This window comes from Vibrio sp. HS-50-1 (assembly GCF_024747315.1).
Classification (GTDB): Bacteria; Pseudomonadota; Gammaproteobacteria; order Enterobacterales; family Vibrionaceae; genus Vibrio; species Vibrio diabolicus.
Window position 1 is genome coordinate 25,942 of sequence record NZ_JAMPZF010000026.1, and the last position, 26,345, is coordinate 52,286.

28 protein-coding genes and 1 rRNA gene are annotated in these 26,345 nt (G+C 44.8%); 25 read left to right on the forward strand and 4 right to left on the reverse strand.

Annotation, left to right across the window (positions count from 1 at the left end):
* Positions 1-99 precede the first annotated feature (99 nt).
* The 14 genes from pilM to rplI all read left to right on the forward strand — a co-directional run bounded on the left by pilM (position 100) and on the right by rplI (position 11,292).
* Positions 100-1,116, forward strand: a complete 1,017-nt coding sequence (pilM, locus tag NDJ01_RS13955; RefSeq protein ID WP_139059626.1) for a type IV pilus biogenesis protein PilM — start codon at positions 100-102, stop codon at positions 1,114-1,116.
* Entirely contained in the window at positions 1,100-1,675 is a 576-nt protein-coding gene (locus NDJ01_RS13960) for a PilN domain-containing protein (RefSeq protein WP_005395717.1), read from the forward strand. The genes pilM and NDJ01_RS13960 overlap by 17 nt, the downstream gene beginning before the upstream one ends.
* Positions 1,668-2,261 (forward strand): type 4a pilus biogenesis protein PilO, encoded by a 594-nt coding sequence (locus NDJ01_RS13965; RefSeq protein WP_012841351.1) that lies wholly within the window; start codon positions 1,668-1,670, stop codon positions 2,259-2,261. The genes NDJ01_RS13960 and NDJ01_RS13965 overlap by 8 nt, the downstream gene beginning before the upstream one ends.
* Positions 2,251-2,766, forward strand: coding sequence for a pilus assembly protein PilP (locus NDJ01_RS13970; RefSeq protein WP_005395715.1), 516 nt, complete (start codon positions 2,251-2,253; stop codon positions 2,764-2,766). The genes NDJ01_RS13965 and NDJ01_RS13970 overlap by 11 nt, the downstream gene beginning before the upstream one ends.
* 25 nt (positions 2,767-2,791) lie before the next feature.
* Complete coding sequence (locus tag NDJ01_RS13975) at positions 2,792-4,540, forward strand: type IV pilus secretin PilQ (RefSeq protein ID WP_006742777.1); 1,749 nt, start codon at positions 2,792-2,794, stop codon at positions 4,538-4,540.
* 187 nt (positions 4,541-4,727) lie between these two features.
* Positions 4,728-5,246, forward strand: a complete 519-nt coding sequence (gene aroK / locus NDJ01_RS13980; protein ID WP_005381319.1) for a shikimate kinase AroK — start codon at positions 4,728-4,730, stop codon at positions 5,244-5,246.
* Between the two features lie 32 nt (positions 5,247-5,278).
* A complete protein-coding gene (gene aroB, locus NDJ01_RS13985) occupies positions 5,279-6,379 on the forward strand; it encodes a 3-dehydroquinate synthase (protein WP_114324102.1) in 1,101 nt (366 codons plus the stop codon).
* Between the two features lie 52 nt (positions 6,380-6,431).
* Complete coding sequence (locus NDJ01_RS13990) at positions 6,432-7,946, forward strand: SPOR domain-containing protein (protein ID WP_258586884.1); 1,515 nt, start codon at positions 6,432-6,434, stop codon at positions 7,944-7,946.
* Between the two features lie 69 nt (positions 7,947-8,015).
* A complete protein-coding gene (locus NDJ01_RS13995) occupies positions 8,016-8,855 on the forward strand; it encodes a Dam family site-specific DNA-(adenine-N6)-methyltransferase (protein WP_005395710.1) in 840 nt (279 codons plus the stop codon).
* A gap of 92 nt (positions 8,856-8,947) precedes the next feature.
* Complete coding sequence (gene rpe, locus NDJ01_RS14000) at positions 8,948-9,619, forward strand: ribulose-phosphate 3-epimerase (protein WP_139059621.1); 672 nt, start codon at positions 8,948-8,950, stop codon at positions 9,617-9,619.
* A gap of 242 nt (positions 9,620-9,861) precedes the next feature.
* Positions 9,862-10,251 carry a 30S ribosomal protein S6 gene (gene rpsF / locus NDJ01_RS14005; RefSeq protein WP_005381299.1) on the forward strand — a complete coding sequence of 130 codons (390 nt, stop codon included), beginning with the start codon at positions 9,862-9,864 and terminating at the stop codon, positions 10,249-10,251.
* Between the two features lie 8 nt (positions 10,252-10,259).
* Positions 10,260-10,562: a primosomal replication protein N gene (priB, locus tag NDJ01_RS14010; RefSeq protein ID WP_005381298.1), complete on the forward strand. Its 303-nt coding sequence runs from the start codon at positions 10,260-10,262 to the stop codon at positions 10,560-10,562.
* 16 nt (positions 10,563-10,578) lie between these two features.
* Complete coding sequence (gene rpsR, locus NDJ01_RS14015) at positions 10,579-10,806, forward strand: 30S ribosomal protein S18 (RefSeq protein ID WP_000090472.1); 228 nt, start codon at positions 10,579-10,581, stop codon at positions 10,804-10,806.
* A gap of 33 nt (positions 10,807-10,839) precedes the next feature.
* On the forward strand, positions 10,840-11,292 hold the full coding sequence (gene rplI / locus NDJ01_RS14020; RefSeq protein ID WP_005381278.1) for a 50S ribosomal protein L9: 453 nt from the start codon (positions 10,840-10,842) through the stop codon (positions 11,290-11,292).
* Between the two features lie 79 nt (positions 11,293-11,371).
* Here rplI and NDJ01_RS14025 read toward each other — a convergent pair whose 3' ends face one another.
* Positions 11,372-12,136: a DUF481 domain-containing protein gene (locus NDJ01_RS14025; RefSeq protein WP_006743223.1), complete on the reverse strand. Its 765-nt coding sequence runs from the start codon at positions 12,134-12,136 to the stop codon at positions 11,372-11,374.
* Positions 12,137-12,357: 221 nt separating this feature from the next.
* Between NDJ01_RS14025 and NDJ01_RS14030 the strand changes: the two genes are divergently transcribed.
* Positions 12,358-13,758 (forward strand): replicative DNA helicase, encoded by a 1,401-nt coding sequence (locus NDJ01_RS14030; protein ID WP_005395704.1) that lies wholly within the window; start codon positions 12,358-12,360, stop codon positions 13,756-13,758.
* A gap of 13 nt (positions 13,759-13,771) precedes the next feature.
* Positions 13,772-14,848, forward strand: coding sequence for an alanine racemase (gene alr / locus NDJ01_RS14035; protein ID WP_258586885.1), 1,077 nt, complete (start codon positions 13,772-13,774; stop codon positions 14,846-14,848).
* Positions 14,849-14,859: 11 nt separating this feature from the next.
* On the opposite strand, the gene NDJ01_RS14040 is transcribed toward alr, so the two are convergent.
* Positions 14,860-15,306, reverse strand: a complete 447-nt coding sequence (locus tag NDJ01_RS14040; RefSeq protein ID WP_012841356.1) for a secondary thiamine-phosphate synthase enzyme YjbQ — start codon at positions 15,304-15,306, stop codon at positions 14,860-14,862.
* Between the two features lie 306 nt (positions 15,307-15,612).
* Between NDJ01_RS14040 and pgi the strand changes: the two genes are divergently transcribed.
* Positions 15,613-17,265 (forward strand): glucose-6-phosphate isomerase, encoded by a 1,653-nt coding sequence (gene pgi, locus NDJ01_RS14045; RefSeq protein WP_046874641.1) that lies wholly within the window; start codon positions 15,613-15,615, stop codon positions 17,263-17,265.
* A 105-nt stretch (positions 17,266-17,370) separates the two neighbouring features.
* Here pgi and NDJ01_RS14050 read toward each other — a convergent pair whose 3' ends face one another.
* Positions 17,371-17,832 carry a chemotaxis protein CheX gene (locus NDJ01_RS14050; protein WP_005381269.1) on the reverse strand — a complete coding sequence of 154 codons (462 nt, stop codon included), beginning with the start codon at positions 17,830-17,832 and terminating at the stop codon, positions 17,371-17,373.
* A 9-nt stretch (positions 17,833-17,841) separates the two neighbouring features.
* Positions 17,842-18,306 (reverse strand): zinc uptake transcriptional repressor Zur, encoded by a 465-nt coding sequence (gene zur / locus NDJ01_RS14055; protein ID WP_005381268.1) that lies wholly within the window; start codon positions 18,304-18,306, stop codon positions 17,842-17,844.
* 321 nt (positions 18,307-18,627) lie between these two features.
* Here zur and dusA point away from each other — a divergent pair, with 321 nt between their 5' ends.
* The 8 genes from dusA to NDJ01_RS14095 form a co-directional block, all read left to right on the forward strand.
* On the forward strand, positions 18,628-19,608 hold the full coding sequence (dusA, locus tag NDJ01_RS14060) for a tRNA dihydrouridine(20/20a) synthase DusA (protein ID WP_053807698.1): 981 nt from the start codon (positions 18,628-18,630) through the stop codon (positions 19,606-19,608).
* Positions 19,609-19,771: 163 nt separating this feature from the next.
* A complete protein-coding gene (gene pspG / locus NDJ01_RS14065) occupies positions 19,772-19,987 on the forward strand; it encodes an envelope stress response protein PspG (RefSeq protein WP_005398086.1) in 216 nt (71 codons plus the stop codon).
* Between the two features lie 98 nt (positions 19,988-20,085).
* On the forward strand, positions 20,086-20,745 hold the full coding sequence (locus tag NDJ01_RS14070) for a TIGR04219 family outer membrane beta-barrel protein (protein WP_005398096.1): 660 nt from the start codon (positions 20,086-20,088) through the stop codon (positions 20,743-20,745).
* 156 nt (positions 20,746-20,901) lie between these two features.
* Complete coding sequence (locus NDJ01_RS14075; protein ID WP_005455817.1) at positions 20,902-21,132, forward strand: hypothetical protein; 231 nt, start codon at positions 20,902-20,904, stop codon at positions 21,130-21,132.
* Positions 21,133-21,249: 117 nt separating this feature from the next.
* On the forward strand, positions 21,250-23,121 hold the full coding sequence (locus NDJ01_RS14080; protein WP_005398100.1) for an assimilatory sulfite reductase (NADPH) flavoprotein subunit: 1,872 nt from the start codon (positions 21,250-21,252) through the stop codon (positions 23,119-23,121).
* Complete coding sequence (gene cysI / locus NDJ01_RS14085; RefSeq protein ID WP_074191317.1) at positions 23,121-24,857, forward strand: assimilatory sulfite reductase (NADPH) hemoprotein subunit; 1,737 nt, start codon at positions 23,121-23,123, stop codon at positions 24,855-24,857. The genes NDJ01_RS14080 and cysI overlap by 1 nt, the downstream gene beginning before the upstream one ends.
* A complete protein-coding gene (locus NDJ01_RS14090) occupies positions 24,850-25,629 on the forward strand; it encodes a phosphoadenylyl-sulfate reductase (protein ID WP_006743230.1) in 780 nt (259 codons plus the stop codon). Before cysI ends, NDJ01_RS14090 begins: the two co-directional genes overlap by 8 nt.
* Before the next feature lie 577 nt (positions 25,630-26,206).
* Positions 26,207-26,345 (forward strand): 16S ribosomal RNA (locus NDJ01_RS14095); the annotation flags it as partial.

Sequence of the window (26,345 nt, forward strand, 5' to 3'; positions counted from 1 at the left end):
GTACTCTTAGGTCAAAAATTTAGCACATAGAGATATTAACTCTTATTTGGGTGCTAATAACAACCTTTGCACGAAGAAATTTCGGAGCGAGAGTAAGAGATGGATAAGCTAATCGTTACCGGCATCGATATAGGCCATAACAGCCTCAAAGCCGTAGTACTTAAACCCACAGGCAACAATTACGCTCTGTTGGGTTACAAAGAAATATTACTAAAGGAAGGTATTGTCGCTGAAAATAACACTATAAATCATCAAGAAATTGTAAAGACCCTAAAGCTGATTAAAAAAGAACTGCCTTTTGGTGCTAAAAAGGTCGCAATTTCAGTGCCTGATAATTCGGTGATCAGTAAAAAACTGCAAATAGAACAAAATCTTGAAGATAGCGAAGTTGAGTTTGCTGTGATTCAGGCATTTTCTCATCAATCGCCATTCCCTGTCGAAGAGCTGAGTTTAGACTTCGTCCGTCTTCGTGCCGAAGATGGGTTGCGTGGGACTGATAACTATCAAGTGTTTGCGACAAGAAAAGGTGTGGTCGATAGTCGCGTGGATGCATTACAAAAATCCGGACTAAAACCCGTTTTAGTGGACGTGCATTCACAAAGTCTTGGTCATATCTGGAAGCTCACCGCCGATCGCTTTCCTGACAAAAATAAGTACTGCTTACTCGATATTGGCACCTCATCGAGCTCCTTTACCATGTTTACCGAACAAGGTGAGCTGTTTCACAAAGAGTTTGCTTGCGGCACTCGAGGAGCAAACAGCCCTGTTCAAGATGATTTGATGTCCGATGATGCTCAGGAGAAAACAGAACTGTTTAATCGCCAAATCGTGGAACGGGTGAAACGTCAGATGCAGCTCTACACCTCAATTAATGGCTCGCAAAATATCAAAGGTATCTGGTTATCAGGGGAAGGAGCTTCGACACCAATGCTCGCGGAAGAGTTATCTCAGCAACTGTCACTAGAGTGTGAATTGCTAAACCCGCTAGGGCTATTTGAGATGAAGGTGTCCAAACGTAAACGTCGTGCCGCGGATTGGCAGCATTTCTCTACAGCCGCAGGACTCGCGATTCGTGGCATTCATTGGCTAGGAGGTGCGCGTGCTTTATCGCATTAATTTACTTCCTTGGCGAGAGAACCAAAGAGAAGAGCACCGACGTCGTTTCATTAGCTTGGTCGCGTTAGGCATGTTGGTCGCTATTGGTATTCAATGGGGTATTGGAAAGTTTTTTGAGTACCAACAAGATCAGCAGCAGGAGCGGCTTGATTACCTTACTCACTACATTGCTGAGCTTGACCAGCGTATTGAAGCAATGAAAATCGCCGAGCAAGAGCACAGCAAAATCCTCGAACGTTTAAAAGTGGTTGAAGGGTTACAAAACGGTAGAAACAAAACGACCGAGTTTATGAACTTGATGCCAGCCGTCATTCCTGAAGGTGTATATGTCGACAAGATCAAAATGAATGATCTGGAAATTGAGATCTCAGGGATCTCTGATAGCACTCCAAAACTTGCCACGATGCTGGACAACATGGAGCGTTCGGCCAAGTTGAATGATGTAGAAATGCACTCCATCGTTCACGGAAAAGCGCGTTTTGGAAAAGAGTTCCAAACGTTCAAAGTGTCTTTCATGTTCAAAGTGCCGGAGAAGAAAGCGGAGGCCCAGCATGGTTGATTGGCAGGATCTCGAAATAGATGAAATGGCAGAGTGGCCATTGTTGCCTCAGCTTGTGGTTATCGCGCTGCTGATTTTCCTCATTCAAGGTTTTGGCTATTGGTTTTACCTTAAGCCAAAAGAAGAGCAATTGAATAACTTGGTCCAGCAGGAGCAGACGCTCAAGGTAGCACTGAAGATCAAAGCGAACAAAGTAGCTGCATTGCCTCAGCTTCAATCTCAATTGGATGAACTCACCACGCGTTACGAGTTATTGCTACAACAACTGCCCGCGCAAAAAGAGTTGGCTACGATGCTCGCTTCGGTGAATGAACTCGGTATCGACAATAAGTTGACCTTTACCCGTATCGACTGGGGTGAAAAGCAATCAGAGCATTTCCTCTATCGTCTTCCTTTAAACATTGAGTTAACGGGAGATTTTCATGATATCGGACATTTTTCTCAGGCGATAGCAACGCTACCTCGAATCATCACGTTTAAAGATGTGACTTGGCAGCGTGTCAGCCAAGAAAGTGAAACTCTGCACTTTAGGGTACGAGCCAATACCTATCAGTTTAAGCCAGAGGAGACGAACAATGACAAGTAAGCATTTGTTACTGGTACTGATGGGGTCTCTGCTACTTGGATGTCAGGCGAATGATGAGTCATTAACGGATTTTATTCGAGGGGTAGAGAGTCAGGCGCGTCGAGATGTCGAGAAACTTAAGCCTGCAGATAAGTATGTTGCCGTCACGTACGCACCTGAAGTACAGCGTGCGCCCTTTGAGTTACCAAAAGAAGCCACGATCGCCACTCAGCCCGTTGCAAGAAAAGATTGCTGGCAACCGCCTTCAAGAAGGCGCACTGGCAAATTAGAAAAATTCCCATTAAGCCAATTACGTTTGAAAGGAGTTATGGGCATGGGTAATACGGTTTCTGGTCTCGTTCAGGCACCCAACGGCACCGTTTATAAAGTGAAGCCGGGGCAATACCTCGGACGCAACAATGGCAAAGTGACCCACGTCAGCCATTCCTATTTGTTAATTAATGAAACGTTGCCCGACGGCTTAGGGTGTTGGCAGAAGCGTAAAGTTAAGTTGGCTTTGAGATAGCCCCATTTATTTTTGATATTGAGTAATGAAAATGAGACAAGGATTAACACGTACACCAAGGATACTAACTGGGCTCTTCTCCTTATGGTTGTTTGTATTTTTAGCCCCTTTAGTGGCAGCAGAAGAAGTATCGTCTAATGCCTTAAAGAGTATCGATTTTCGCACTAATAAAGATAAAGACGCCGTTATTGTCGTTGAACTGGCGTCACCTGCCGCGATTGTTGATGTCAAACGCGTACAGGAAGGGTTAAGTATCGATTTGCTTAATACTTCGGTAAAAGACGAGCAACTGTATCTCCTAGACGTAAAAGATTTCTCGACTGTGGTTGAAAGCGTAGAGGTGTTTCGCGATACCTCAACTACGCGCTTGGTTGCGCACATTAATGAAGAATATACGCATGATTACCGTTTAACGGGGCGATTCTTGGAAATCAAAGTGGCTAAGATCAAACCCAATGAGAAAGCCCCGGATAAAAGCATTCTAGAAAAAGAAGGCAAGCTCATTTCAATTAACTTCCAAGATATTCCTGTACGTAACGTGTTACAGCTGATTGCTGACTACAACCAGTTCAACTTGGTTGTTTCAGACTCCGTAGAAGGCAACCTCACACTTCGTCTTGATGGTGTTCCGTGGCAGCAAGTGCTGGATATTATTTTGCAAGTTAAGGGGTTAGATAAGCGTGTTGATGGCAACGTGATTCTGGTTGCTCCAACAGATGAGCTTGATCTGCGCGAAAAACAGCAACTCGAAAAGCAGCAGCTAGAACAAACGATGGGAGAGCTTTCGTCTGAAATCATCAAGGTAAACTTCGCTAAAGCATCAGATATTGCAGAGATGATCAACGGAGAAGGGAACATCAGTATGTTGTCTGAGCGAGGCAGTATGACCATTGATGAGCGGACTAACTCGTTATTGATTCGTGAGCTACCTGAAAACATTGAAGTGATTCGAGAAATTATTGAATCTTTGGATATCCCGGTGAAGCAGGTTCAAATTGAAGCGCGTATTGTGACCATCAATGAAGGCAACATGGACGAGTTGGGAATTCGCTGGGGCTTTACCTCTATTAATGGCAATAACACGGTTGGTGGCTCTATCGAAAACAACCTTGCCACGATCGGTTTATATAACGGTGGTGGTGAAGGAGAAGACGGTGGTGACGGTGATGGAGTAGGTATCGATGACTTTCTAAACGTAAACTTAGCTGCAACCAGTCCAAACGCGACCAGCATTGCTTTTCAGGTTGCAAAATTAGGCTCAGACACCTTGTTAGACCTCGAGCTTTCTGCGCTGCAACAAGAGTCCAAAGCTGAGATTATCTCAAGCCCACGTTTGATCACTACCAATAAGAAGCCTGCCTATATTGAGCAAGGTACCGAGATACCTTATCTAGAGTCCTCATCAAGTGGTGCTACGACGGTAACGTTCAAAAAAGCAGTATTGAGTTTGAAGGTGACGCCACAAATTACACCGGATAACCGTCTTGTGTTGGACTTAAGCGTTACGCAAGATAGACCTGGACAAGTCGTGAAAACAGGCACTGGTGAAGCCGTTGCGATTGATACTCAGCGTATCGGGACGCAAGTGTTAGTAAATAACGGTGAAACCGTCGTTCTTGGTGGTATTTTCCAGCACAGCATTACTAACTCGGTGGACAAAGTGCCTTTGTTAGGCGATCTGCCACTATTAGGTGCGCTTTTCCGTCGAAGTTATGAAAATGTTGGCAAAAGTGAGCTGTTAATTTTCGTCACGCCTAAGGTGGTGATTCAGTAGTTCTACCTCGTGAAAAACTGATTAAATCAAAAATAAAGTTGCAATAGTGGCACCATGCTTGGATAATTTCGGGTCTTATCACGAATTATCTGTGAGGAACTGGTGCCACAAGCCTTGTAGAACAGCGATTTAGCTGTGTTTTCTTGTGGCGATCTTATTGAATCAATGTTGTAAATTACTGCTAAACATGGCTGAGAAACGTAATATTTTCCTTGTTGGCCCAATGGGCGCCGGCAAAAGTACAATTGGTAGACATCTAGCACAGCAACTGCATATGGAGTTTGTTGACTCCGATACAGTGATCGAAGAACGCACTGGTGCAGACATCTCTTGGGTTTTTGATGTAGAAGGTGAAGAAGGCTTCCGCAAGCGTGAAGAAGCGGTACTTGAAGACCTAACACAAGAGCAAGGCATCGTGCTTGCGACTGGCGGTGGCTCTGTTAAGAGCAAAGAAAACCGTAATCGTCTTTCGGCACGTGGTGTTGTTGTTTACTTAGAAACGACGATTGAAAAGCAACTTGCGCGCACAAACCGTGACAAGAAGCGTCCTCTACTTCAAACGGACAACCCTCGCGAAGTATTGGAGCAATTAGCTGAAGAACGTAATCCTCTGTATGAAGAAGTAGCGGATTACACTGTTCGCACTGACGATCAGAGTGCAAAAGTGGTAGCCAACCAGATCGTAAAAATGCTAGAAGAGAGATAAGTTTTTATCTTTTTTTTAATTGGAGCAAACCGATGGAACGGATTACGGTCAACCTAGCTGAGCGTAGCTACCCAATCTCTATTGGCGCCGGGTTATTTGAGGACCCGGCGTACCTCTCTCAAGTTCTCTCAAACAAAAATGCAAAACAAAAAGTTGTTGTGATCAGTAATGTCACAGTGGCGCCTTTGTATGCTGACAAAATTTTAAAGCAACTCGAGCAGCTCGGTTGTAGTGCATCCTTGTTAGAATTGCCTGACGGCGAACAGTACAAAAACTTGGATGTGTTTAACCAAGTGATGAACTTCCTCCTCGAGGGGAATTACGCTCGTGATGTTGTGATCATCGCGTTAGGTGGTGGCGTTATTGGCGACCTTGTGGGTTTTGCTTCTGCCTGTTACCAGCGTGGGGTCGACTTTATTCAAATACCAACGACATTACTATCTCAAGTGGATTCTTCGGTGGGTGGAAAAACCGCGGTTAACCATCCGTTGGGTAAGAACATGATAGGTGCGTTTTACCAACCTAAAGCCGTGATCATCGATACCAACTGTTTATCGACGTTGCCTGAGCGTGAATTCGCAGCAGGTATTGCAGAAGTCATTAAGTACGGCATCATTTACGATGCAGACTTTTTTGTATGGTTGGAAGAAAACCTTGAACGCTTGTACGCGTTGGATGAAGAAGCGCTAACTTATGCCATTGCACGTTGCTGTGAAATAAAAGCGGAAGTGGTGGCTCAGGATGAGAAAGAATCGGGCATCCGCGCTCTGCTCAACTTAGGTCACACCTTTGGTCATGCGATTGAAGCTGAGCTTGGCTACGGCAATTGGCTGCATGGTGAAGCGGTTTCTGCTGGCACGGTTATGGCGGCCAAAACTTCGCATCTGCGCGGTCTTATCTCAGCAGAGCAATTTGAGCGTATTGTTGCGATTTTACGTCGTGCCAAACTGCCTGTTCATACTCCAGACAGTATGAGCTTCGATGACTTCCTCAAACATATGATGCGAGATAAAAAAGTCCTCTCTGGTCAATTAAGATTAGTTCTACCTACAGGCATTGGTAGTGCCGAGGTCATTGCTGATACGACACAAGACGTACTCAAACAGGCGATAGACTTCGGTCGCGATATTTAACCTTGTAATGGCGCCTTTGGGCGTCATTCTTGTAGTGTATTAAGGTTATTAGATGAGTGTTGCTCACGTTCTGGAATTAGATTCTCAAATCGAGTTGCTTGATAGGTTAGGATTGCTGACTAATTTTGGTTCCAACTTCATTGCGATTAATGGTCATGATGGTTATGGAAAATCTTGGTTAGCGCAGCGATACCTTGAAGTGGGTGCCAGTAACAAGAATCAATGTTTGTTACTTTGTCATTCTAATCAAGATGATGTGCAGCGCCGCATCCTTATTTTGAGTCAACTGGTTTCGGACGCATTGTTTAATCAGCAAGAGCCTTTACTTGATAGCCTCGAAAGACTATTGGGTGATGAGCCTTGTGATATCGCGATTGTGGTTGATGATGCGCATTTATTAAGTGAGACGCTCGTTTCTGAGCTTTGGATGCTGGTTTTAGAGGCGCATCATAAGCCGAATTGGACCATCAATGTCTTATTATTTACGCAGGCTGGGCGCTTAGAAGGATTGCTGTCACGTCTCAGTTACGGACAAGAGATAAAGCCTGTTGAGCTTGATATTGATATGTTGTCCGAAGTGGAAGCCCGTCGTTTCTTTGAATCACTTGTTGCGCGCTATGTTGATGATGAGGCGGAGAAGCGGGTTCGAGATGCATTTAAAAAAGTTGACCCAGTACCGGGTGACATCATGGCGTTAGGAGAGATGAAAGTGGAAAAAAGGATCATTATCCGCTCGATTGTCGGTTCACCGCTGAATATTGCGTTAGTGGTATTAGCATTACTGTTGCTTGCTGCTGGTGGCTATTGGTGGATGTATAATCAACCAAGCCCTGATGATAAAGCGCAGCAAATTGCTGGTAGTTTAGAGCAAACGGCTATTCCAACTTTTGAAGAGTCAGGAATCAGTGCTGCGCAGTCTTCACTACAATCTGTGACTGATGACACTAGCAGTGGCCTTGATGGCTCTGGCGCGATTGATGATTCTGATTCATTACCGCCAGCAGTAACGGAAGAAGTGGCGAGCGTTGGCAGTGATGACAATCAACAGAGAGTGGTGATTGAGTCGAATGTGGTCGATGCATTGCTTGAAGGTAAAGCTGATTCAGCAGACACAAAAGCGATTGATGATGTCGTGGGCGTTGAGAATCAAGACGCCACTGATGAAACCAGCTCACCCCTAATAAAAGTCGTAAAACCAAATCAAGGTATGACGCAAACTTCTGCTCAGCCAGAAGAAGACGGTGCGAAGCTGTCTGTGGTTAAGTTTTCATTTGCTCGCGAAGAATTAAAAGCACTATCACCAAGAGCCTATACACTGCAGCTTGCTGCTATGACGTCAATGGACGATGTACAAGCCTTCCTCGATGAGCATCAGCTGAATGATCAAGTACGAATTTATCCTACCGTTCGCAATGACACCGAGTGGTATATCATCACATACCAAGACTATCCGACAATTCAAATGGCTCGCGATGCCGTTGCAAGCTTGCCTGATTCGGTTAAGTCGGTGAGTCCTTGGGCAAAATCACTCCGTCAGGTTCATCGCGAAATTGATCGCGTGAAATAAACCTGAGCTTCGCTGAAAAATATGTTACATTCCGCAGCCTTAATTTTTGGTCGATAGATAGAGCAGTAGATGAAAAAGCAACGAGCCTTTCTTAAATGGGCAGGAGGAAAATACGGACTGGTTGAAGACATCCAACGTCATTTACCACCGGCTCGAAAGCTAGTTGAACCTTTTGTTGGTGCGGGCTCAGTGTTTCTGAATACCGACTATGACCATTACCTACTGGCAGATATCAATCCAGATTTGATCAATCTGTACAACCTACTAAAAGAGCGCCCGGAAGAGTACATCTCTGAAGCGAAGCGTTGGTTTGTTGCCGAGAATAACCGTAAAGAAGCCTACTTACACATTCGCGCTGAGTTTAATAAAACCGATGACGTGATGTACCGCTCTTTAGCGTTTTTGTACATGAACCGCTTTGGTTTTAATGGTTTATGCCGTTACAACAAAAAAGGCGGTTTTAACGTTCCGTTCGGTTCATATAAAAAGCCTTACTTCCCAGAGGCGGAATTGGAGTTTTTTGCCGAAAAAGCCAAGAAAGCCACGTTCGTTTGTGAAGGTTATCCAGAAACTTTTCGTCGAGCACGTAAGGGGAGTGTGGTGTATTGCGATCCTCCTTATGCACCGCTTTCAAACACGGCAAATTTCACCTCATACGCAGGTAATGGTTTCACGTTGGATGATCAGGCTGCATTAGCCGACATTGCTGAAAGAACGGCGACTGAGCGTGGTATTCCGGTTTTGATTTCTAACCACGACACTACGCTGACGCGTCGGTTGTATCACGGTGCGGATCTCAATGTAGTAAAAGTGAAGCGCACCATTAGCCGAAATGGCAGTGGTCGTAATAAAGTCGATGAGCTGCTTGCGCTTTTTCATGCCCCTGAGATGGATCAACCAAGCTCTTAGTTCTCACACTATTAAATCTAAATAGTGGATCTCCCCACAGGCTTCGGTAGAATTGCGCGCAGATTGTTTGCTCATTACTACTGAGGTCAGGTATGAAAGATTTTCTTATTGCTCCATCCATTTTATCGGCAGATTTTGCTCGTCTCGGTGAAGATGTCGAGAAAGTACTCTCAGCGGGTGCGGATGTGGTGCATTTCGACGTTATGGATAACCACTATGTACCAAACCTGACTTTTGGTGCACCTGTGTGTAAAGCACTACGCGATTACGGCATCACCGCACCAATCGATGTTCACCTAATGGTGAAACCGGTTGACCGCATTATTCCTGATTTCGCAAAAGCGGGTGCGTCGATGATTACATTCCATGTGGAAGCTTCTGATCATGTAGACCGAACACTGCAGTTAATTAAAGAGCACGGCTGTCAGGCTGGTGTGGTACTAAATCCAGCAACGCCACTTGCGAGCCTTGAGTTCATCATGGACAAAGTCGACATGATTCTACTGATGTCGGTTAACCCTGGCTTTGGTGGTCAATCATTCATTCCTCACACGCTAGATAAACTGCGTGCAGTTCGTAAGATGATCGATGAGTCTGGTCGCGATATCCGTTTAGAAATTGATGGCGGTGTGAAGGTTGACAACATTCGTGAAATCGCAGAAGCGGGCGCAGACATGTTTGTTGCAGGCTCGGCGATTTTCGGTCAGCCAGATTACAAACAAGTGATCGACCAAATGCGCACGGAACTGGCTGAAGTAAAATAAGTCCCGATATACGCGCGATAATGCCCTGATTTTAAAGGCTGTCACTTTATTGGCAGCCTTTGTTATTTCTAGCGTTGGATGAAATAAAATATCCCCTGCGTTGAGCAAATAATCACTTGCCTATTTTGCGCCCTTTCTGTACTATTCGTGCTCCTTAAACTCAGTCAATTATCTTTAGTTCCTTGCTTCCTCTGGACGACTGAGCCATTTGTGGAAGCTGAATAATCCGTAAGGAGCAACCAATGCGTCATTACGAAATCGTATTCATGGTGCACCCAGATCAAAGCGAGCAAGTTGCTGGCATGATCGAGCGTTACACTGGTTCAATCACTGAAGCTGGCGGTAAAATCCACCGTCTAGAAGACTGGGGCCGTCGTCAACTGGCTTACCCAATCAACAAGCTTCACAAAGCTCACTACGTTCTTATGAACGTTGAAGCTGACCAAGCTGTAATTGATGAGCTAGAAACTGCTTTCCGTTTCAACGATGCAGTTCTACGTAACATGATCATGCGTACTAAAGCAGCGATCACTGAGCAATCTATCATGCTTAAGCAAAAAGAAGAGCGTGCTCCACGTCGTGAAGAGCGTTCTGAAGCTAAGCCTGAAGCTAAGTCAGAAGCTGCTGAGTAAGTTTTCTTATGGCCAATCGAATGGAGCTGAGCGGCACCATTGCCAAACCGCCCATTCGTAGTAAAAGCCCTGGTGGCATTGAACACTGTCGGTTTTGGCTGGAGCATCGCTCTACTATTATCGAAGCTGACTTACCTCGACAAGTTTATTGTCGTATGCCGGTAGTCGTCAGCGGGCTTGGGTCACAAGCACTAACTCAGAATTTAGTTCAAGGCAGTAACATTAAGGTAAGTGGTTTTGTCACTTATCAAACCGGCCGAAATGGCGTGGGAAAATTAGTGTTACACGCCGACAACATTACTCAAATTTAAGATCAGGAGATAGCCCATGGCTCGTTTCTTCCGTCGTCGTAAATTCTGCCGTTTCACTGCAGAAGGCGTACAAGAGATTGATTACAAAGACGTAGCAACTCTTAAAAACTACATCACTGAAGCTGGTAAAATCGTACCTAGCCGTATCACTGGTACAAGCGCTAAGTACCAGCGTCAACTAGCACGTGCTATCAAGCGTTCACGCTACCTAGCTCTACTACCGTACACTGACAAGCATCAGTAATCGGTTCATTTTATTAAGAAAGAGGATTAAGCAATGCAAGTTATTCTACTTGATAAAATTGGTAACCTAGGTGGTCTTGGCGATACTGCAAACGTTAAATCTGGCTACGCTCGTAACTTCCTTATCCCACAAGGTAAAGCAGTTATGGCAACTAAAGCTAACGTTGAAATGTTTGAAGCTCGTCGTGCTGAACTAGAAGCTAAAGTTGCTGAGCAACTAGCTGCTGCAGAAGCTCGCGCAGAGAAAGTTAACGCTCTAGAAGCTGTAGTTATCGCTTCTAAAGCTGGTGACGAAGGCAAACTATTCGGTTCTATCGGTACTCGTGACATCGCTGACGCTATCACAGCTGCAGGCGTTGAAGTTGCTAAGAGCGAAGTTCGCCTTCCTGAAGGTGCTCTACGTACAACTGGTGAGTTCGAGATCAGCGTTCAACTTCACTCTGAAGTTTTCGCAACTGTGAACCTACAAGTTGTTGCTGCTGAGTAATTCAGTATCAAGACGAAATACTAAAAAGCACCTCTTCGGAGGTGCTTTTTTTATTTCTAAAACTGGGAAAAAAAACGGGTTAAAAAGCGAAGAGTAAATTAACGGAAAATACGCTATCCGCTTTGCTTAAGCCTTCAGGCACTTTATCGTGATACTGACGAGAGTGTGCCAGTTTTAGTGCGATATCTTCAGTAATATCATTGGTCACGCTGAGCTCACTATCGGCCCGAGTGTTACTTTTACCTGTTACCAACGTAATATCAGCCGCGAAACTCAAATTATCTAGTGCGTGCCAAGTCGTATTGATATTCCCTCGAAAAATGCCTTCTCGAACGATATCGGGAAAGACAATGTCGTCATCATCTATCTCATCTAAATTTGGTTCTTGATAACGAAAACCAGGACCGACTTCTACCTCTAAAATGAAGTTTTCAGTGTAGGAAAACTGGTAACCCAAACCACCTGATAAGGTGTAGTCTTTAAAATAGGCACTGTAACGAGAATCCACCCCTTTAAAGCTGCCATACAAATACGTTTTAGGACCTAACTTGTAGTCACTCTGTAGGGCGTAGGTGGATGAGCGTTTGTCTTCTTCACCGTCTTTGTACAAGTTGTAGTACTTCCATTCACCATTAGAACGGTGTCGACCTGACGTATATTCAGCACTCAAACGAGCATTCAGGGAACGAGAGTCCGTGTTACCTGTGTGAGCTTGATAGCCGAACTCCACCTCGGTTTTTAATGGGTCGGGCACATCAATATTTTGCTCTGGCTGTACTGATTCGTCAGCATACGATGCACTAGCGCATAGTAGGCTAAAGCTAAGTAACCAGTATCGGGACACATCAACCTCGAACGTAATTAAAAAGGAGGGGCATGATACTGATACAGATATTTTGTTGGGTCAATGGTAGGTTAATTTTTATTAGAGCTGGGCGGAAGAACCAGGCTATTACTTGTGCGGTTCGCATGTTGATTTCTTAACAAGTAATTGTCGCTTCGGGGAAGCATCTCAGTTAGGTTAAGGTTATAATCGTGGGTCAATAGTAGTTATCGAGCAAAGTCATGGCGGAAAACAGAAATCGCAAACCTTCAGACAGTCAGGTCGACGCAATCAAAGTGCCACCTCACTCACTAGAAGCCGAGCAATCAGTAATTGGTGGTCTCTTACTGGACAATGAACGTTGGGACACCGTTGCCGAACGTGTTGTAAGCAGTGATTTCTATAGTCGTCCGCATCGCCTAATTTTTGAAGGTGTAAAAACCATTCTTGAAGCGGGCAAGCCTCTCGATCTTATTACTTTATCGGAATACTTGGAGCGTCACGAGCAATTAGAAGATGTGGGCGGTTTTGCTTACCTTGCAGATTTGGCGAAAAACACGCCAAGTGCCGCTAACATTAATGCGTACGCTGATATTGTCGCTGAGCGTGCGATCGTCCGTGGTTTGATCGGTGTCGCGAATGAGATTGCGGATGCGGGTTACGATCCTCAAGGTCGAAGTTCGGAAGATCTGATTGATATGGCGGAGAGTAAAGTTTTCGCCATCGCTGAGTCACGAACCAGTGAAAACGAAGGGCCACAAAATGTTGATAACATCCTCGAAAAGACGTTAGAACGTATCGAGTTGTTATATAAAACACCGCAAGATGGTGTAACGGGTGTCGACACAGGTTTCACTGACCTCAATAAGAAAACCGCAGGTTTGCAAGGTTCTGATTTGGTGATTGTCGCGGCGCGTCCATCGATGGGTAAAACGACCTTTGCGATGAACTTGTGTGAAAATGCGGCCATGCAACAAGAGAAACCTGTGCTTATTTTCTCGCTAGAGATGCCGGCCGAGCAGTTGATGATGCGTATGTTGGCCTCTTTGTCTCGCGTTGACCAAACCAAGATCCGTACGGGGCAGCTGGATGACGAAGACTGGGCGCGTATTTCTTCTACTATGGGTATCTTGATGCAGAAGAAAAACATGTACATTGATGACAGCTCCGGTCTAACTCCGACCGAAGTGCGTTCACGCGCTCGCCGTATCGCACGTGAACATGGCGGTCTGTCGATGATCATGGTCGACTACCTTCAGCTTATGCGCGTGCCTGCACTCTCTGATAACCGTACGCTGGAAATCGCGGAGATTTCGCGCTCTCTGAAAGCGCTGGCAAAAGAGCTGAATGTGCCCGTCGTGGCGCTGTCTCAGCTTAACCGTTCCCTAGAGCAACGTTCAGATAAACGCCCAGTAAACTCGGACTTGCGTGAGTCGGGCTCTATCGAGCAGGATGCCGACTTGATCATGTTCATCTACCGTGACGAGGTATATCACCCAGATAGCCCATACAAAGGTACGGCAGAAATCATCATTGGTAAGCAACGTAACGGCCCTATCGGCTCTGTACGTCTCACCTTCCAAGGTCAACACTCGCGCTTTGACAACTACGCGGGTCCTGCATTCGATATTGATGATGAGTAACCCCATGAGCTATATGAAAGCGGCCAAGGCGTGCATTGATTTGTCTGCGTTGCAGCACAACTTACAGCGCGTGAAAGCGCAAGCGCCCCAAAGTAAAGTGATGGCTGTAGTGAAGGCCAATGGCTATGGTCACGGATTACGTCACGTTGCAAAACATGCCAACCATGCGGATGCCTTTGGTGTTGCGCGCATTGAAGAAGCGTTGCAACTGCGCGCTTGTGGCGTGGTAAAGCCGATTCTATTGCTAGAAGGTTTTTACTCTCCAGGTGACTTACCTGTTCTTGTGACGAACAACATCCAAACCGTGGTGCATTGTGAAGAGCAGCTTATCGCTTTGGAGCAAGCCGACCTTGAAACTCCGGTTGTCGTGTGGCTTAAGATTGACAGTGGGATGCACCGTCTTGGCGTTCGCCCTGAGCAATATGATGAGTTTGTCATGCGGTTGAAAGAGTGTCCAAACGTAGCCAAGCCGTTACGTTACATGAGTCACTTTGGCTGTGCAGATGAGCTGGATAGCCATATCACTCCCCAACAGATTGAGCTGTTTAAGTCGTTGACCTCTGGTTGTCAGGGGGAGCGTTCACTTGCTGCATCTGCGGGGTTGTTGGCATGGCCTCAAAGCCATTTGGATTGGGTTCGTCCGGGCATCATCATGTATGGTGTATCGCCATTTGATGACAAGACCGCACAAGATCTGGGGTATCAACCCGTGATGACACTTAAATCCCATCTTATTGCGGTACGTGAAGTTAAGAAGGGCGAAAGTGTTGGCTACGGCGGTATGTGGACCAGTAAGCGAGATACAAAAGTCGGTGTCATCGCAGTAGGGTATGGCGACGGTTACCCAAGAAGTGCCCCGAATGGCACTCCGGTTTGGGTAAATGGTCGTAAAGTACCTATCGCAGGTCGAGTTTCTATGGATATGCTGACGGTCGATTTGGGACCAGATGCAACGGATAAAGTCAGCGACGAAGCGATTCTTTGGGGGAAAGAGCTCCCAGTAGAAGAAGTGGCGGGTCACATTGGTACCATTGCGTATGAACTCGTGACTAAGCTAACGCCTCGCGTCGAGATGGAGTACTCAAAATAAACAGCGAAAGGCTAACCTAAGGTTAGCCTTTGTTTTATCGACTCACCGTTAATCGTAGCAATAACGCGGCGGCCGCCGCCAAAGTCTCGGTGCTCACCCAAGTAAATGCCCTGCCATGTTCCTAAAGCTAATCGACCATTTTGGATTGGTATCGTCACACTACTGCCAAGTAGGGATGCTTTTATGTGTGCTGGCATGTCGTCATCCCCCTCATAGGTGTGCTGATAATAAGGAGCACGCTCTGGCACAAACTTATTGAAGTGCGCTTCCATATCCATACGCACGGTTGGATCAGCATTCTCATTTAAGGTCAAACTGGCGGAGGTATGTTGAATAAATAGGTGTAATAAACCTACCGAAAGCTCGTTTATTTGTGGTAATTGTTGTTCAATTTCATCAGTTATTAGGTGAAAACCGCGGCTTCTCGCTTTTAATTGCAGTGTTTTTTGTGCCCACATACGTGTTCCTTTGGAAATTTATAAATTGGCGTCTATCCTATTCCAATTAGAGCCTGTCATTAGTAAGTGATATGATTCTTGTCATCGTAAATGAATTGTTCATTTTCAGGGCAGGGAACGTGACCTAACTCAATGTGAGTGTAAATACTCTCAGTCATAATTGGCACCTGAAAAAAAATTACAAAGACTTGTTTTGTGGCAATTCGCCCAAACATCTAATTAATATTCTATTTGCTAAATCGGGGATTCCACAGTTTTCGCTAGACTGTAAGGAATGGAACCTACTGTAACATCGGGATAAAGACCATGTTGAAAAATATCAATCCAACGCAAACACAAGCTTGGAAAGCGCTAACTGCGCATTTCGAATCTGCACAAGATATGGATCTTAAAGAGTTATTTGCTCAAGACGCAGCGCGTTTCGACAAATACTCTGCACGTTTCGGCTCAGACATCCTAGTCGATTACTCAAAGAACCTCATCAATGAGGAAACTCTGAAGCACCTCTTCGCTCTTGCGAACGAGACTGAGCTGAAATCTGCAATTGAAGCGATGTTCAGTGGCGAAGCGATCAACCAAACAGAAGGTCGCGCTGTTCTTCACACTGCACTACGTAACCGCGCGAATACACCAGTAATGGTAGACGGCGAAGACGTAATGCCAGCAGTGAACGCGGTTCTAGAAAAAATGAAATCATTCACTGAACGCGTTATCGGCGGTGAGTGGAAAGGTTACACAGGTAAAGCAATTACAGATATCGTGAACATCGGTATCGGTGGTTCTGACCTTGGTCCTTACATGGTGACGGAAGCTCTAGCACCATACAAAAATCATCTAAACCTTCACTTCGTATCTAACGTTGATGGTACTCACATCGTTGAAACGTTGAAGAAAGTTAACCCAGAAACGACGCTATTCTTGATCGCGTCTAAGACGTTCACAACGCAAGAAACCATGACTAACGCGCACACTGCTCGTGATTGGTTCCTAGAGTCAGCTGGCGATCAAGCGCACGTGGCTAAGCACTTTGCTGCGCTTTCAACGAACGCGACAGCCGTGTCTGAATTCGGTATCGATACCGCGAACATGTTCGAATTCTGGGACTGGGTTGGTGGCCGTTACTCACTATGGTCTGCAATCGGTTTATCAATCGCATTAGCGGTAGGTTACGACAACTTCGTTGAGCTGCTTGAAGGTGCTCACGAGATGGACAAGCACTTCGTATCAACAGACCTAGAAAGCAACATCCCTGTGATCCTTGCGCTTATCGGTATTTGGTACAACAACTTCCACGGTGCGGAATCAGAAGCTATCTTACCTTACGATCAGTACATGCACCGTTTCGCGGCATACTTCCAGCAAGGTAACATGGAATCAAACGGTAAATACGTTGACCGTGAAGGCAATGCTGTGACTTACCAAACGGGCCCTATTATTTGGGGTGAACCAGGTACCAACGGTCAGCACGCGTTCTACCAACTGATTCACCAAGGCACTAAGCTGATCCCATGTGACTTCATTGCACCTGCAATCAGCCACAACCCAGCTAGCGATCATCACCAAAAACTGATGTCCAACTTCTTTGCGCAAACTGAAGCACTAGCGTTTGGTAAGAGTGAAGAAACAGTGAAAGAAGAGTTGGTGAAAGCAGGTAAGAACGTTGAAGAAGTGGCAGCGATTGCGCCATTCAAAGTGTTTGAAGGTAACCGTCCAACAAACTCTATCCTAGTGAAGCAAATCACGCCTCGTACGCTAGGTAACTTGATCGCAATGTACGAACACAAAATTTTCGTACAAGGTGTTATCTGGAATATCTTCAGCTTTGACCAATGGGGCGTGGAGCTAGGTAAACAACTGGCTAACCAAATCCTACCTGAGCTTGCAGACGAGTCTCAAATCAGCTCGCATGACAGCTCAACAAATGGTCTAATCAACGCATTTAAAGCGTTCAAAGCTTAATGTTTGGTTTGAATAGATAAAGAAAAGGTCAGCAAGTGCTGACCTTTTTTATTGCCTGAGGCAGAAACAAAATAGGTTGGCCAGTGCCAACCTATTTTTTCTCTTTTATTCGAAGCAGATTTCGATAAAGGCATTTCCCCACTGGGAAGAGAAAGGCATGATGATGATTGAGCCCTCACATTTGTGGCGAATGGTATGGCCTCGGCCAGAAACCACTACCGGTGTTGCCATATCAAAATCAAAACCACTTTCCGCCAGAATGCGTTTCGCACCACCAGTAACCATGTTGGTGATCTCACCCACCATATCGGTGACCTCTTCATTGAGTCCATTTGGACGCTCACCAAGCATGTTCTGCATAATTTCTAGAGCTAGCGCTTCATCAAAGGTAATCGACATTGAACCACGAGTTTGTGGACCTACCATGCCAATCAGACCAGAAACGTCACCTCGTGCGATCTCATCTTTTTTGATTCGCGGTTTTTGTGGCTTCAGCTCAAGAGAAGCCATGGTTTTTAGCACGTTCATTAAAGAAGCTAAAAACGGGTTTACAAATTCAGCGCGCATAACGTTCTTCTATACTTTTTCTTTCGTCTCGGAGGAACAGGCCTGGCATTCACCATGAGTTTCAATAACTTGGTTGGTCAGTTTGAATCCATGCTTCTCGGCGTTTTCGGCTAACAAGGATATCAGCGTCTCATCTTCGAGTTCAACGACATCACCACATTTATCGCAAATTAGTAATTGGAAAAAGTGCTGCTGAGTATTGAAAGAACAACAAGTAATAAAGCTATTTGTCGATTCCACTCGGTGGATGAAGCCTTGCTCTAGGAGAAAATCTAATGCTCGATAAACAGTGGGAGGCTTAGCCTGAGGCTCACTCTCTTTTAGTTGCTCCAATAGCTCATACGCACTTGAGGCGCGACGATTAGAACAAATGAGTTCAAATACGCGTCGGCGTTGCGGAGTCAATCGTACTCCACGCTCTGCGCAGATACTTTCAATTTGTTCAATGATTGTTGGGTTCAAACCTTTCACCATAACTATCGGACGTGCTCTATGATAAATCATTTCTATACGAAGTTCGTTTAGAAATGCTTCATTTTACCCACTATCAGAACGAAAATCATGAATTAAAGCAAGTCGGTGGTGGTGTGAAGTCGGAATAGTCATCACAGAATGAATCAACGAGTGACAGATTCGTATTACTGCTGCGCATTCCTAAGCATTTGGCTAGCCAGCCAACCAAATCATTCTCGCTGAAACTAGCACCTAGAGGTGCTTGGGTATACAATACCCGACTTATTTTTTGAGCGTACTGCTGCGCTCGACCTTGGCAACATAAAAACGGGTGTTTATATCATGACTCATTCTTGCAGGCTCTCCGTAGCACCAATGCTCGACTGGACCGATCGTCATTGTCGCTACTTCCATCGCTTAATGACCAAAGAAACCCTGCTGTACACTGAAATGGTGACGACAGGTGCGATCATTCATGGAAAAGGAGATTTCCTAGCTTACAACGAAGAAGAGCATCCGTTGGCCCTTCAGTTGGGTGGTTCAAACCCAGAAGACTTGGCAAAGTGTGCCAAACTGGCTCAAGAGCGTGGCTACGATGAGGTTAACCTCAATGTGGGTTGTCCGTCTGACCGTGTACAAAACGGTCGCTTTGGTGCTTGCCTAATGGCGGAACCACAGTTGGTTGCGGATTGTGTCGCTGCAATGAAGGATGTGGTTGATATTCCTGTGACAGTCAAGACTCGTATTGGTATTGATGATCAAGATTCTTACGAGTTCCTAACGGATTTTGTTTCTATTGTCTCAGAAAAGGGAGGCTGTGAGCAGTTCACTATCCACGCGCGTAAAGCTTGGTTAAGTGGTCTTAGTCCGAAAGAAAACCGTGAGATCCCACCATTGGATTACCCACGAGCTTACCAATTGAAGCAAGATTTTTCTCACTTAACCATTGCTATTAACGGTGGTGTAAAGTCACTAGAAGAAGCCAAAGAACATCTTCAGCACCTTGATGGTGTGATGATTGGTCGTGAGGCTTACCAAAGCCCATATCTACTGGCATCGGTAGATCAAGAGTTATTTGGCTCTAATGCTCCAGTGAAGAAACGCAGCGAAATTGTTGAAGAAATGTACCCATACATTGAAGCGCAATTAGCGAAAGGTGCGTACCTTGGTCATATTACCCGTCATATGTTAGGTTTATTCCAAAGCATGCCAGGTGCTCGTCAATGGCGTCGTCATATCAGTGAAAATGCGCACAAGCCGGGTTCTGGTTTAGAAGTGCTGCAAGACGCGTTAGCGAAGATTCCAAAAGAATTGAATGTGTAAAATTCACCAGTGGTTGGCTAAAATTGCCAACTAAAGAATGATAAAGCCAGAGTGCAGAAATGCCTCTGGCTTTATTTTTGAATAAAAATCATTGTGTTATCGTCATCTTGGTAAGTTGGTATGGAAACTGCTCTGTTTATTATAAACAAATGGAGAAGTGATTATGTTGGAGCTAATCTTTATTTTAGTCTTTGCGGCGACCCTATTGGTTACCGGTATCACAATGATGACCGTATTCGCAGCAACCGGTATCGCGTTAGTTGTGATGTTTTTACTGGGAATGGTCGGAGCGGTACTCAAACTATTGCCATGGTTAATCGTGATTGCATTGGGTGTTTGGTTCTTCAAGAATTACGTTGCCCAGCCCCGCTATAAATAACGAGTGACATGATTTAGTTGATAGAGAGACGTGAGAGTATGGTATATTTCCTCTCACGTCTTCAACGTGAACATCAGCTATCTCGGAGTACACACTACATGACAAATAAAGCGACCATCGCTTTAACAGCATTATCGTTGGCAGTATCTTTTCCTGTTTTTGCAGAATATTCTGTATCGACGAAAGTCGGCGCAGAGATCTGGGCTGCTGACACTAAAGTAAATGAAGTAAGACGAGATAGCAGCACAACAGGCGCATTTTACGCGGCGATTGAGCATGATGTGAAATACGTTCCTAATGCGCGTCTTCGTTACTCGAGCATTGATGCGGATTATATGGGGTTCAATAAGCTTGATTTCACCATGTACTACCAAATTCTGGAGCATGATTTATTGCATTTTGATGCGGGTGTTACATTCAGTAATTTAAGTGACACTAAATACATTGATGCTGGCTCAAACAAGCGTATAGAAGAGTTTGATGAGCTGATTTGGGCTTGGTACGGTTACGCAGAGATTCAAGTTCCGGACACAAATTTTGATGTGATTGGTGAGATAAACTTTGGTGACAACAAAGGTATCAAAAGTACTGATTTCATGGCAGGTGTTCAATACCATGTACCGCTCGAAAAAGCTCAACTGGCTTTTCGTGGTGGTTACCGCGTGATTGATTTGGAGTCCGAGAAATTCATGTCGGATCTAGGGAAAGAGTTTATTTTTGCTAACGGCTTTTTTGTGAGTGCAGAATACGCATTCTAAATGCAGCCAGATTAGATACTCGATTTTTTAAAACGTCGCTTTATAAGCGGCGTTTTTTTATATCACTTCATTATATTCAATCGAATTTTCTGCCTATTTTGCTGACTTAGACCATGCTTACCTAGGAGCAATGTGAAAGTTAAAGCAGGGATAGCGATGACAATAAACGAACTAAGACATCTATTCCGTGAAAACCAGCTTGTCGAAGCGATTATTGAACCTGCAATCCAAGAGGGTGGCTGGGTTGTGGAGTTCAGACATGCGCGCGGTGGTTTTGTTTTTCTGACGGACAGTCATGGTGAAGAATGTCTTTATGAAGATTTGGATGCAGCGTCAAAATCGGCAATGGCAGTAGGCTTTCAACAAGTCCGCATTGAAGATCGATGAGCAAAAAGTAAGCCGTTCTTACTTCCAAAAAGTTATAAAACATTCACTTCTATTCTTTCTTGTTATTAAGGAGAGTGGGTACTCTATCATCACGCAATGAATAGGGATGTCGTGATAATGTCTTTTCAAAAGAATGAGTATTCTCACAAGAATGTGTCTGAAGATAATAATGGGCAAGGAGGAAATCCTCCAATCGCAAGCCCTCTGAATGACCAACAAATTAGCTCACTCCAACAAACTGTCTCTGAGTTGTCTTCACAGCAACTTGCTTGGGTCAGTGGGTATTTTTGGGGATTAGCTCAAAATCAACCAAATACAGCGGTAGCGCCAATTGCACAAGCGACGGCAGCCGTATCAGCGAAGCCTGCAGGCAAGTTGAGTATTATTTTTGCTTCCCAAACTGGCAACGCTAAAGGCGTTGCTGAAGCTCTAGAACAGGAAGCAAAAGCAGAAGGAATTGCTGTCGAACTTTTTGATGCAAGTGATTATAAAGGTAAAAACTTAGCCAAAGAAACGCATGTCATTATTGTGGCATCGACGAACGGCGAAGGCGAAGCACCAGATAACGCTATAGAGCTACACGAGTTTCTGCAATCTAAGAAAGCTCCTAAGCTGTCAAACCTTCAATATGGCGTTATTGCTCTGGGTGACTCGAGCTACGAATTCTTCTGCCAAACTGGTAAAGACTTCGACGCTTACCTATCAAAGTTAGGTGCGACCCCATTTATCGATCGTCTTGATTGCGATGTGGATTATGAAGCACCAGCAGCTGAATGGCGTAAGAATGCGTTAGGTAAGGTAAAAGATACGCTTTCTTCTGGCACTGAAGCGGATGTGGTTCAACTTCCAGTGGGTCAGGCGGCGACCGCGCACTCTCCTTACAATAAACAAAACCCATACACAGCGACGTTACTGACCAGTCAAAAAATCACGGGTCGTGATTCTGGAAAGGATGTTCGTCATATAGAAATTGACTTGGAAGGTTCGGGGTTAACGTATCAGCCTGGTGATGCGCTAGGTGTGTGGTTTGAAAATAGCTCAGAACTTGCTAATGCCATTCTTGGTAAGGTCGGTTTGTCTGGGGTTGAAACCGTTGATGTTGATGGCGAAAGCTTGTCAATCCATAGTGCTCTCGTGAGTAAATATGAAATCACAACATCTAACCCACAGCTCATTACAAAGTTTGCCGAGTTATCCGGTAGCAAGAAGCTACAAAAGCTGGTTGACGATAAAGATAAACTTCGCGAGTACTCTGCAAATACTCAAATTGTTGATGTATTGGCAGAGAAGAAAACCAAGTTAACCGCAGATGAGTTGATTAGTTTGCTTCGTCGTCTTACTCCTCGCCTTTACTCTATTGCATCAAGCCAAGAAGAGGTCGATGAAGAAGTACACCTAACGGTTGCTTTGGTTGAGTACGAACAAAACGACGAAAAACGATATGGTGGTGCGTCTAGCTTCTTAGCACAGCGTCTCGAAGAGGGAGATGAAGTTAAAGTATTCGTTGAGCATAACAACAACTTCAAACTGCCGGAAGATGATAGCACTCCAATTATCATGGTTGGTCCGGGCACTGGGATCGCACCATTCCGTAGCTTTATTCAGGAACGTGAAAACCGTGATGCTGAAGGCAAAAACTGGTTGTTCTTTGGTGATCGCACGTTCACTCAAGACTTCTTGTACCAAGTGGAATGGCAAAAGTACCTCAAGTCAGGAGTACTAAGCCGATTGGATGTTGCCTTTAGTCGTGACCAAGTAGAAAAAGTTTACGTACAACATCGCATCTTAGAAAACGCAGCTCAAGTGTGGCAGTGGATCCAAGAAGGCGCTTATATCTATGTCTGCGGTGATGCAACGCGTATGGCAAAAGATGTGCACGACGCACTGGTTATCGTTGCTGAACAAGAAGGCAAGATGCCGCGTGACGATGCAGAACAATTTATTAATGACCTACGTAAAGCGAAACGTTATCAGAGGGATGTGTACTAATGACTTTTTCTACTGAAAATAACAAGCAGATTGTATTAGGCGAAGAGCTAGGGCCGCTATCTGATAACGAGCGCCTGAAGCGAGAAAGCAACCTATTACGTGGCACCATTGAGCAAGATTTACAGGACCGTATTACTGGTGGCTTTACTGCCGACAACTTCCAGTTAATTCGTTTCCACGGTATGTATCAACAAGACGATCGTGATATCCGTAATGAACGCACAAAGCAAAAACTGGAACCATTACATAATGTGATGCTTCGTGCTCGTATGCCTGGAGGCATCATCACGCCAACGCAATGGTTAGCGATCGACAAGTTCGCAACGGAGCACTCTTTATATGGAAGTATTCGTCTGACGACTCGCCAAACGTTCCAGTTTCATGGGGTATTAAAACCGAATATTAAGTTGATGCATCAAACGCTCAACAGTATTGGCATTGATTCGATTGCAACCGCGGGTGATGTAAACCGTAACGTGTTGTGTACCACTAACCCAGTGGAGTCAGAGTTACACCAAGAAGCTTACGAATGGGCGAAGAAGATCAGTGAGCATCTATTACCAAAGACGCGCGCTTATGCAGAGATTTGGCTGGACGGTGAGAAAGTAGAAAGCACTGAAGAAGACGAACCGATTCTAGGCAAGAACTACTTACCACGTAAGTTTAAAACCACAGTGGTTATCCCACCGCAAAATGACGTAGACGTGCACGCCAATGATCTTAACTTCGTAGCAATTGCGGATAACGGCAAGTTGGTAGGCTTTAACGTTTTAGTTGGCGGCGGCCTAGCGATGACACATGGTGATACGTCAACTTATCCGCGCCGCGCTGACGACTTAGGTTTCATCCCATTAGAGAAAACGCTTGATGTTGCAGCGGCGGTGGTTACCACTCAGCGTGATTGGGGTAATCGCTCAAACCGTAAGAATGCCAAAACCAAATACACACTTGACCGTGTAGGTACTGATGTCTTTAAAGCCGAAGTCGAAAAGCGAGCAGGCATTCAGTTTGAAGCAAGCCGCCCGTACGAGTTTACTGAGCGTGGTGACCGTATTGGTTGGGTAGAAGGAATTGATGGTAAATATCATTTAGCGCTTTTCATCGAAAACGGTCGCTTATTAGACTTTCCAGGTAAACCACTTAAGACGGGTGTTGCTGAAATTGCCAAAATCCATAAAGGCGATTTCCGTATGACTGCCAACCAGAACTTAATTGTTGCGGGGGTACCTAAAAGCGAAAAAGCGAAGATCGAAAAGATCGCTCGTGAACATGGCTTGATGGATGACAATATCAGTGAGCAGCGCAAAAATTCAATGGCGTGTGTTGCCTTTCCAACGTGTCCGTTAGCAATGGCAGAGGCAGAGCGTTTTCTTCCTCAGTTTGTTACTGATGTGGAGGGGATTTTGGAAAAGCACAACCTACCAGAAAATGACAACATCATTTTGCGTGTAACTGGATGTCCAAACGGTTGTGGTCGCGCCATGTTGGCTGAAATTGGTTTAGTTGGTAAAGCGCCAGGTCGTTACAACCTACATTTAGGTGGTAACCGTGCTGGTACTCGAGTACCAAAAATGTACAAAGAGAACATCACGGATAAGCAAATCTTAGAAGAGATTGATCTGCTGGTGGCTCGATGGTCGAAAGAGCGTGAAGAAGGCGAAGCCTTCGGCGATTTCACAATTCGTGCTGGTATTATCCAAGAAGTGCTCGTATCAAAGAGGGACTTTCATGCTTGATTCTGTAGCATCCAGGCTTGAGCTTACAGAGTTATTGACATTAACAAAGACGGAGCAAATCCTCCGTCTTGCTCAAATTAATGTCGAGCTCGAAAAGCTTTCGGCACAAGATAGAGTAAAGTGGGCTTTAGAAAATCTAGAGGGCGAGTTTGCGGTTTCTTCTAGTTTTGGTATTCAAGCCGCGGTTATGCTTCATTTAGTGACTCAAGTCAAAGCGGATATCCCCGTCATTCTAACCGATACAGGATACCTGTTTGCTGAAACCTATCAATTCATTGATGAGCTGACAGATGCTCTCAACCTAAACTTAAAAGTTTATCGAGCGAAAGAAAGTGCGAATTGGCAAGAGGCTCGATATGGAAAGTTATGGGAGCAGGGTGTAGAGGGAATTGAAAAATACAACAAGCTCAATAAAGTGGAGCCAATGCGTCGAGCGCTAAAAGAGCTTAATGTTGGAACGTGGTTCTCTGGACTACGTCGAGAGCAAAGTAAATCACGAGCAGGTTTACCGATACTATCAATTCAGAACGGTGTGTTTAAGTTTTTGCCAGTAATTGACTGGACTAATAAAGACGTTCATTACTACTTAGAACAACACGGCCTTAAATACCACCCATTGTGGGATGAAGGTTACCTTTCAGTTGGTGATACTCATACCACTCGTAAATGGGAGCCGGGAATGTCAGAGGAAGAAACTCGATTCTTTGGTTTAAAACGAGAGTGTGGTTTACATGAAGATGATGGTTCAGAACAAGATGGGTCCGGCATATAACCATAGTGACCTTTAAATCGAGTTTAGAGTAAATAAAGAAAGCTGTAATAAAGCAGCTTTCTTTATTTATAGCATCCGAAAAACACGCTTTATAGAATAACTCTGTGGATAAGTTGTGCAAGTTCTTGGGGTAAAGTTGAATAAATAAAGCTTTGATCGAAAACTCATCGCTTAACCATTATTTTTGCAATTTTTGAGAAATAACGCTTGCCAATGTGAGCGCGATCTCTATAATGCCTCCTCGTCGACAGGGCAAGGGCTCACAAGGGTTTAAGCAAAGTTGATAAGGCTGAAAAGAAAAACGAAATAATTTGAAAAAAGTGTTTGACACAATAAATTATCTCGCTAGAATGGCCGCCTCTTCCGAAGTGATGTCAATCACAAAGAAGAGTTGCTCTTTAACAATATAGACCTATCAATCTGTGTGGGCACTCGTTGATGATAATCCAATTAGATACCTCGGTATCAAATTAGGTTTCAATGATACGAAGTGACCATTGAATCTTAGGATTCAGCACAGTCAATTCAAACATTACGTTATGTAATGTTCAGTATTCATTGAGCCGAACAAAATCTTAAATTGAAGAGTTTGATCATGGCTCAGATTGAACGCTGGCGGCAGGCCTAACACATGCAAGTCGAGCGGAAACGAGTTATCTGAACCTTCGGGGAACGATAACGGCGTCGAGCGGCGGACGGGTGAGTAATGCCTAGGA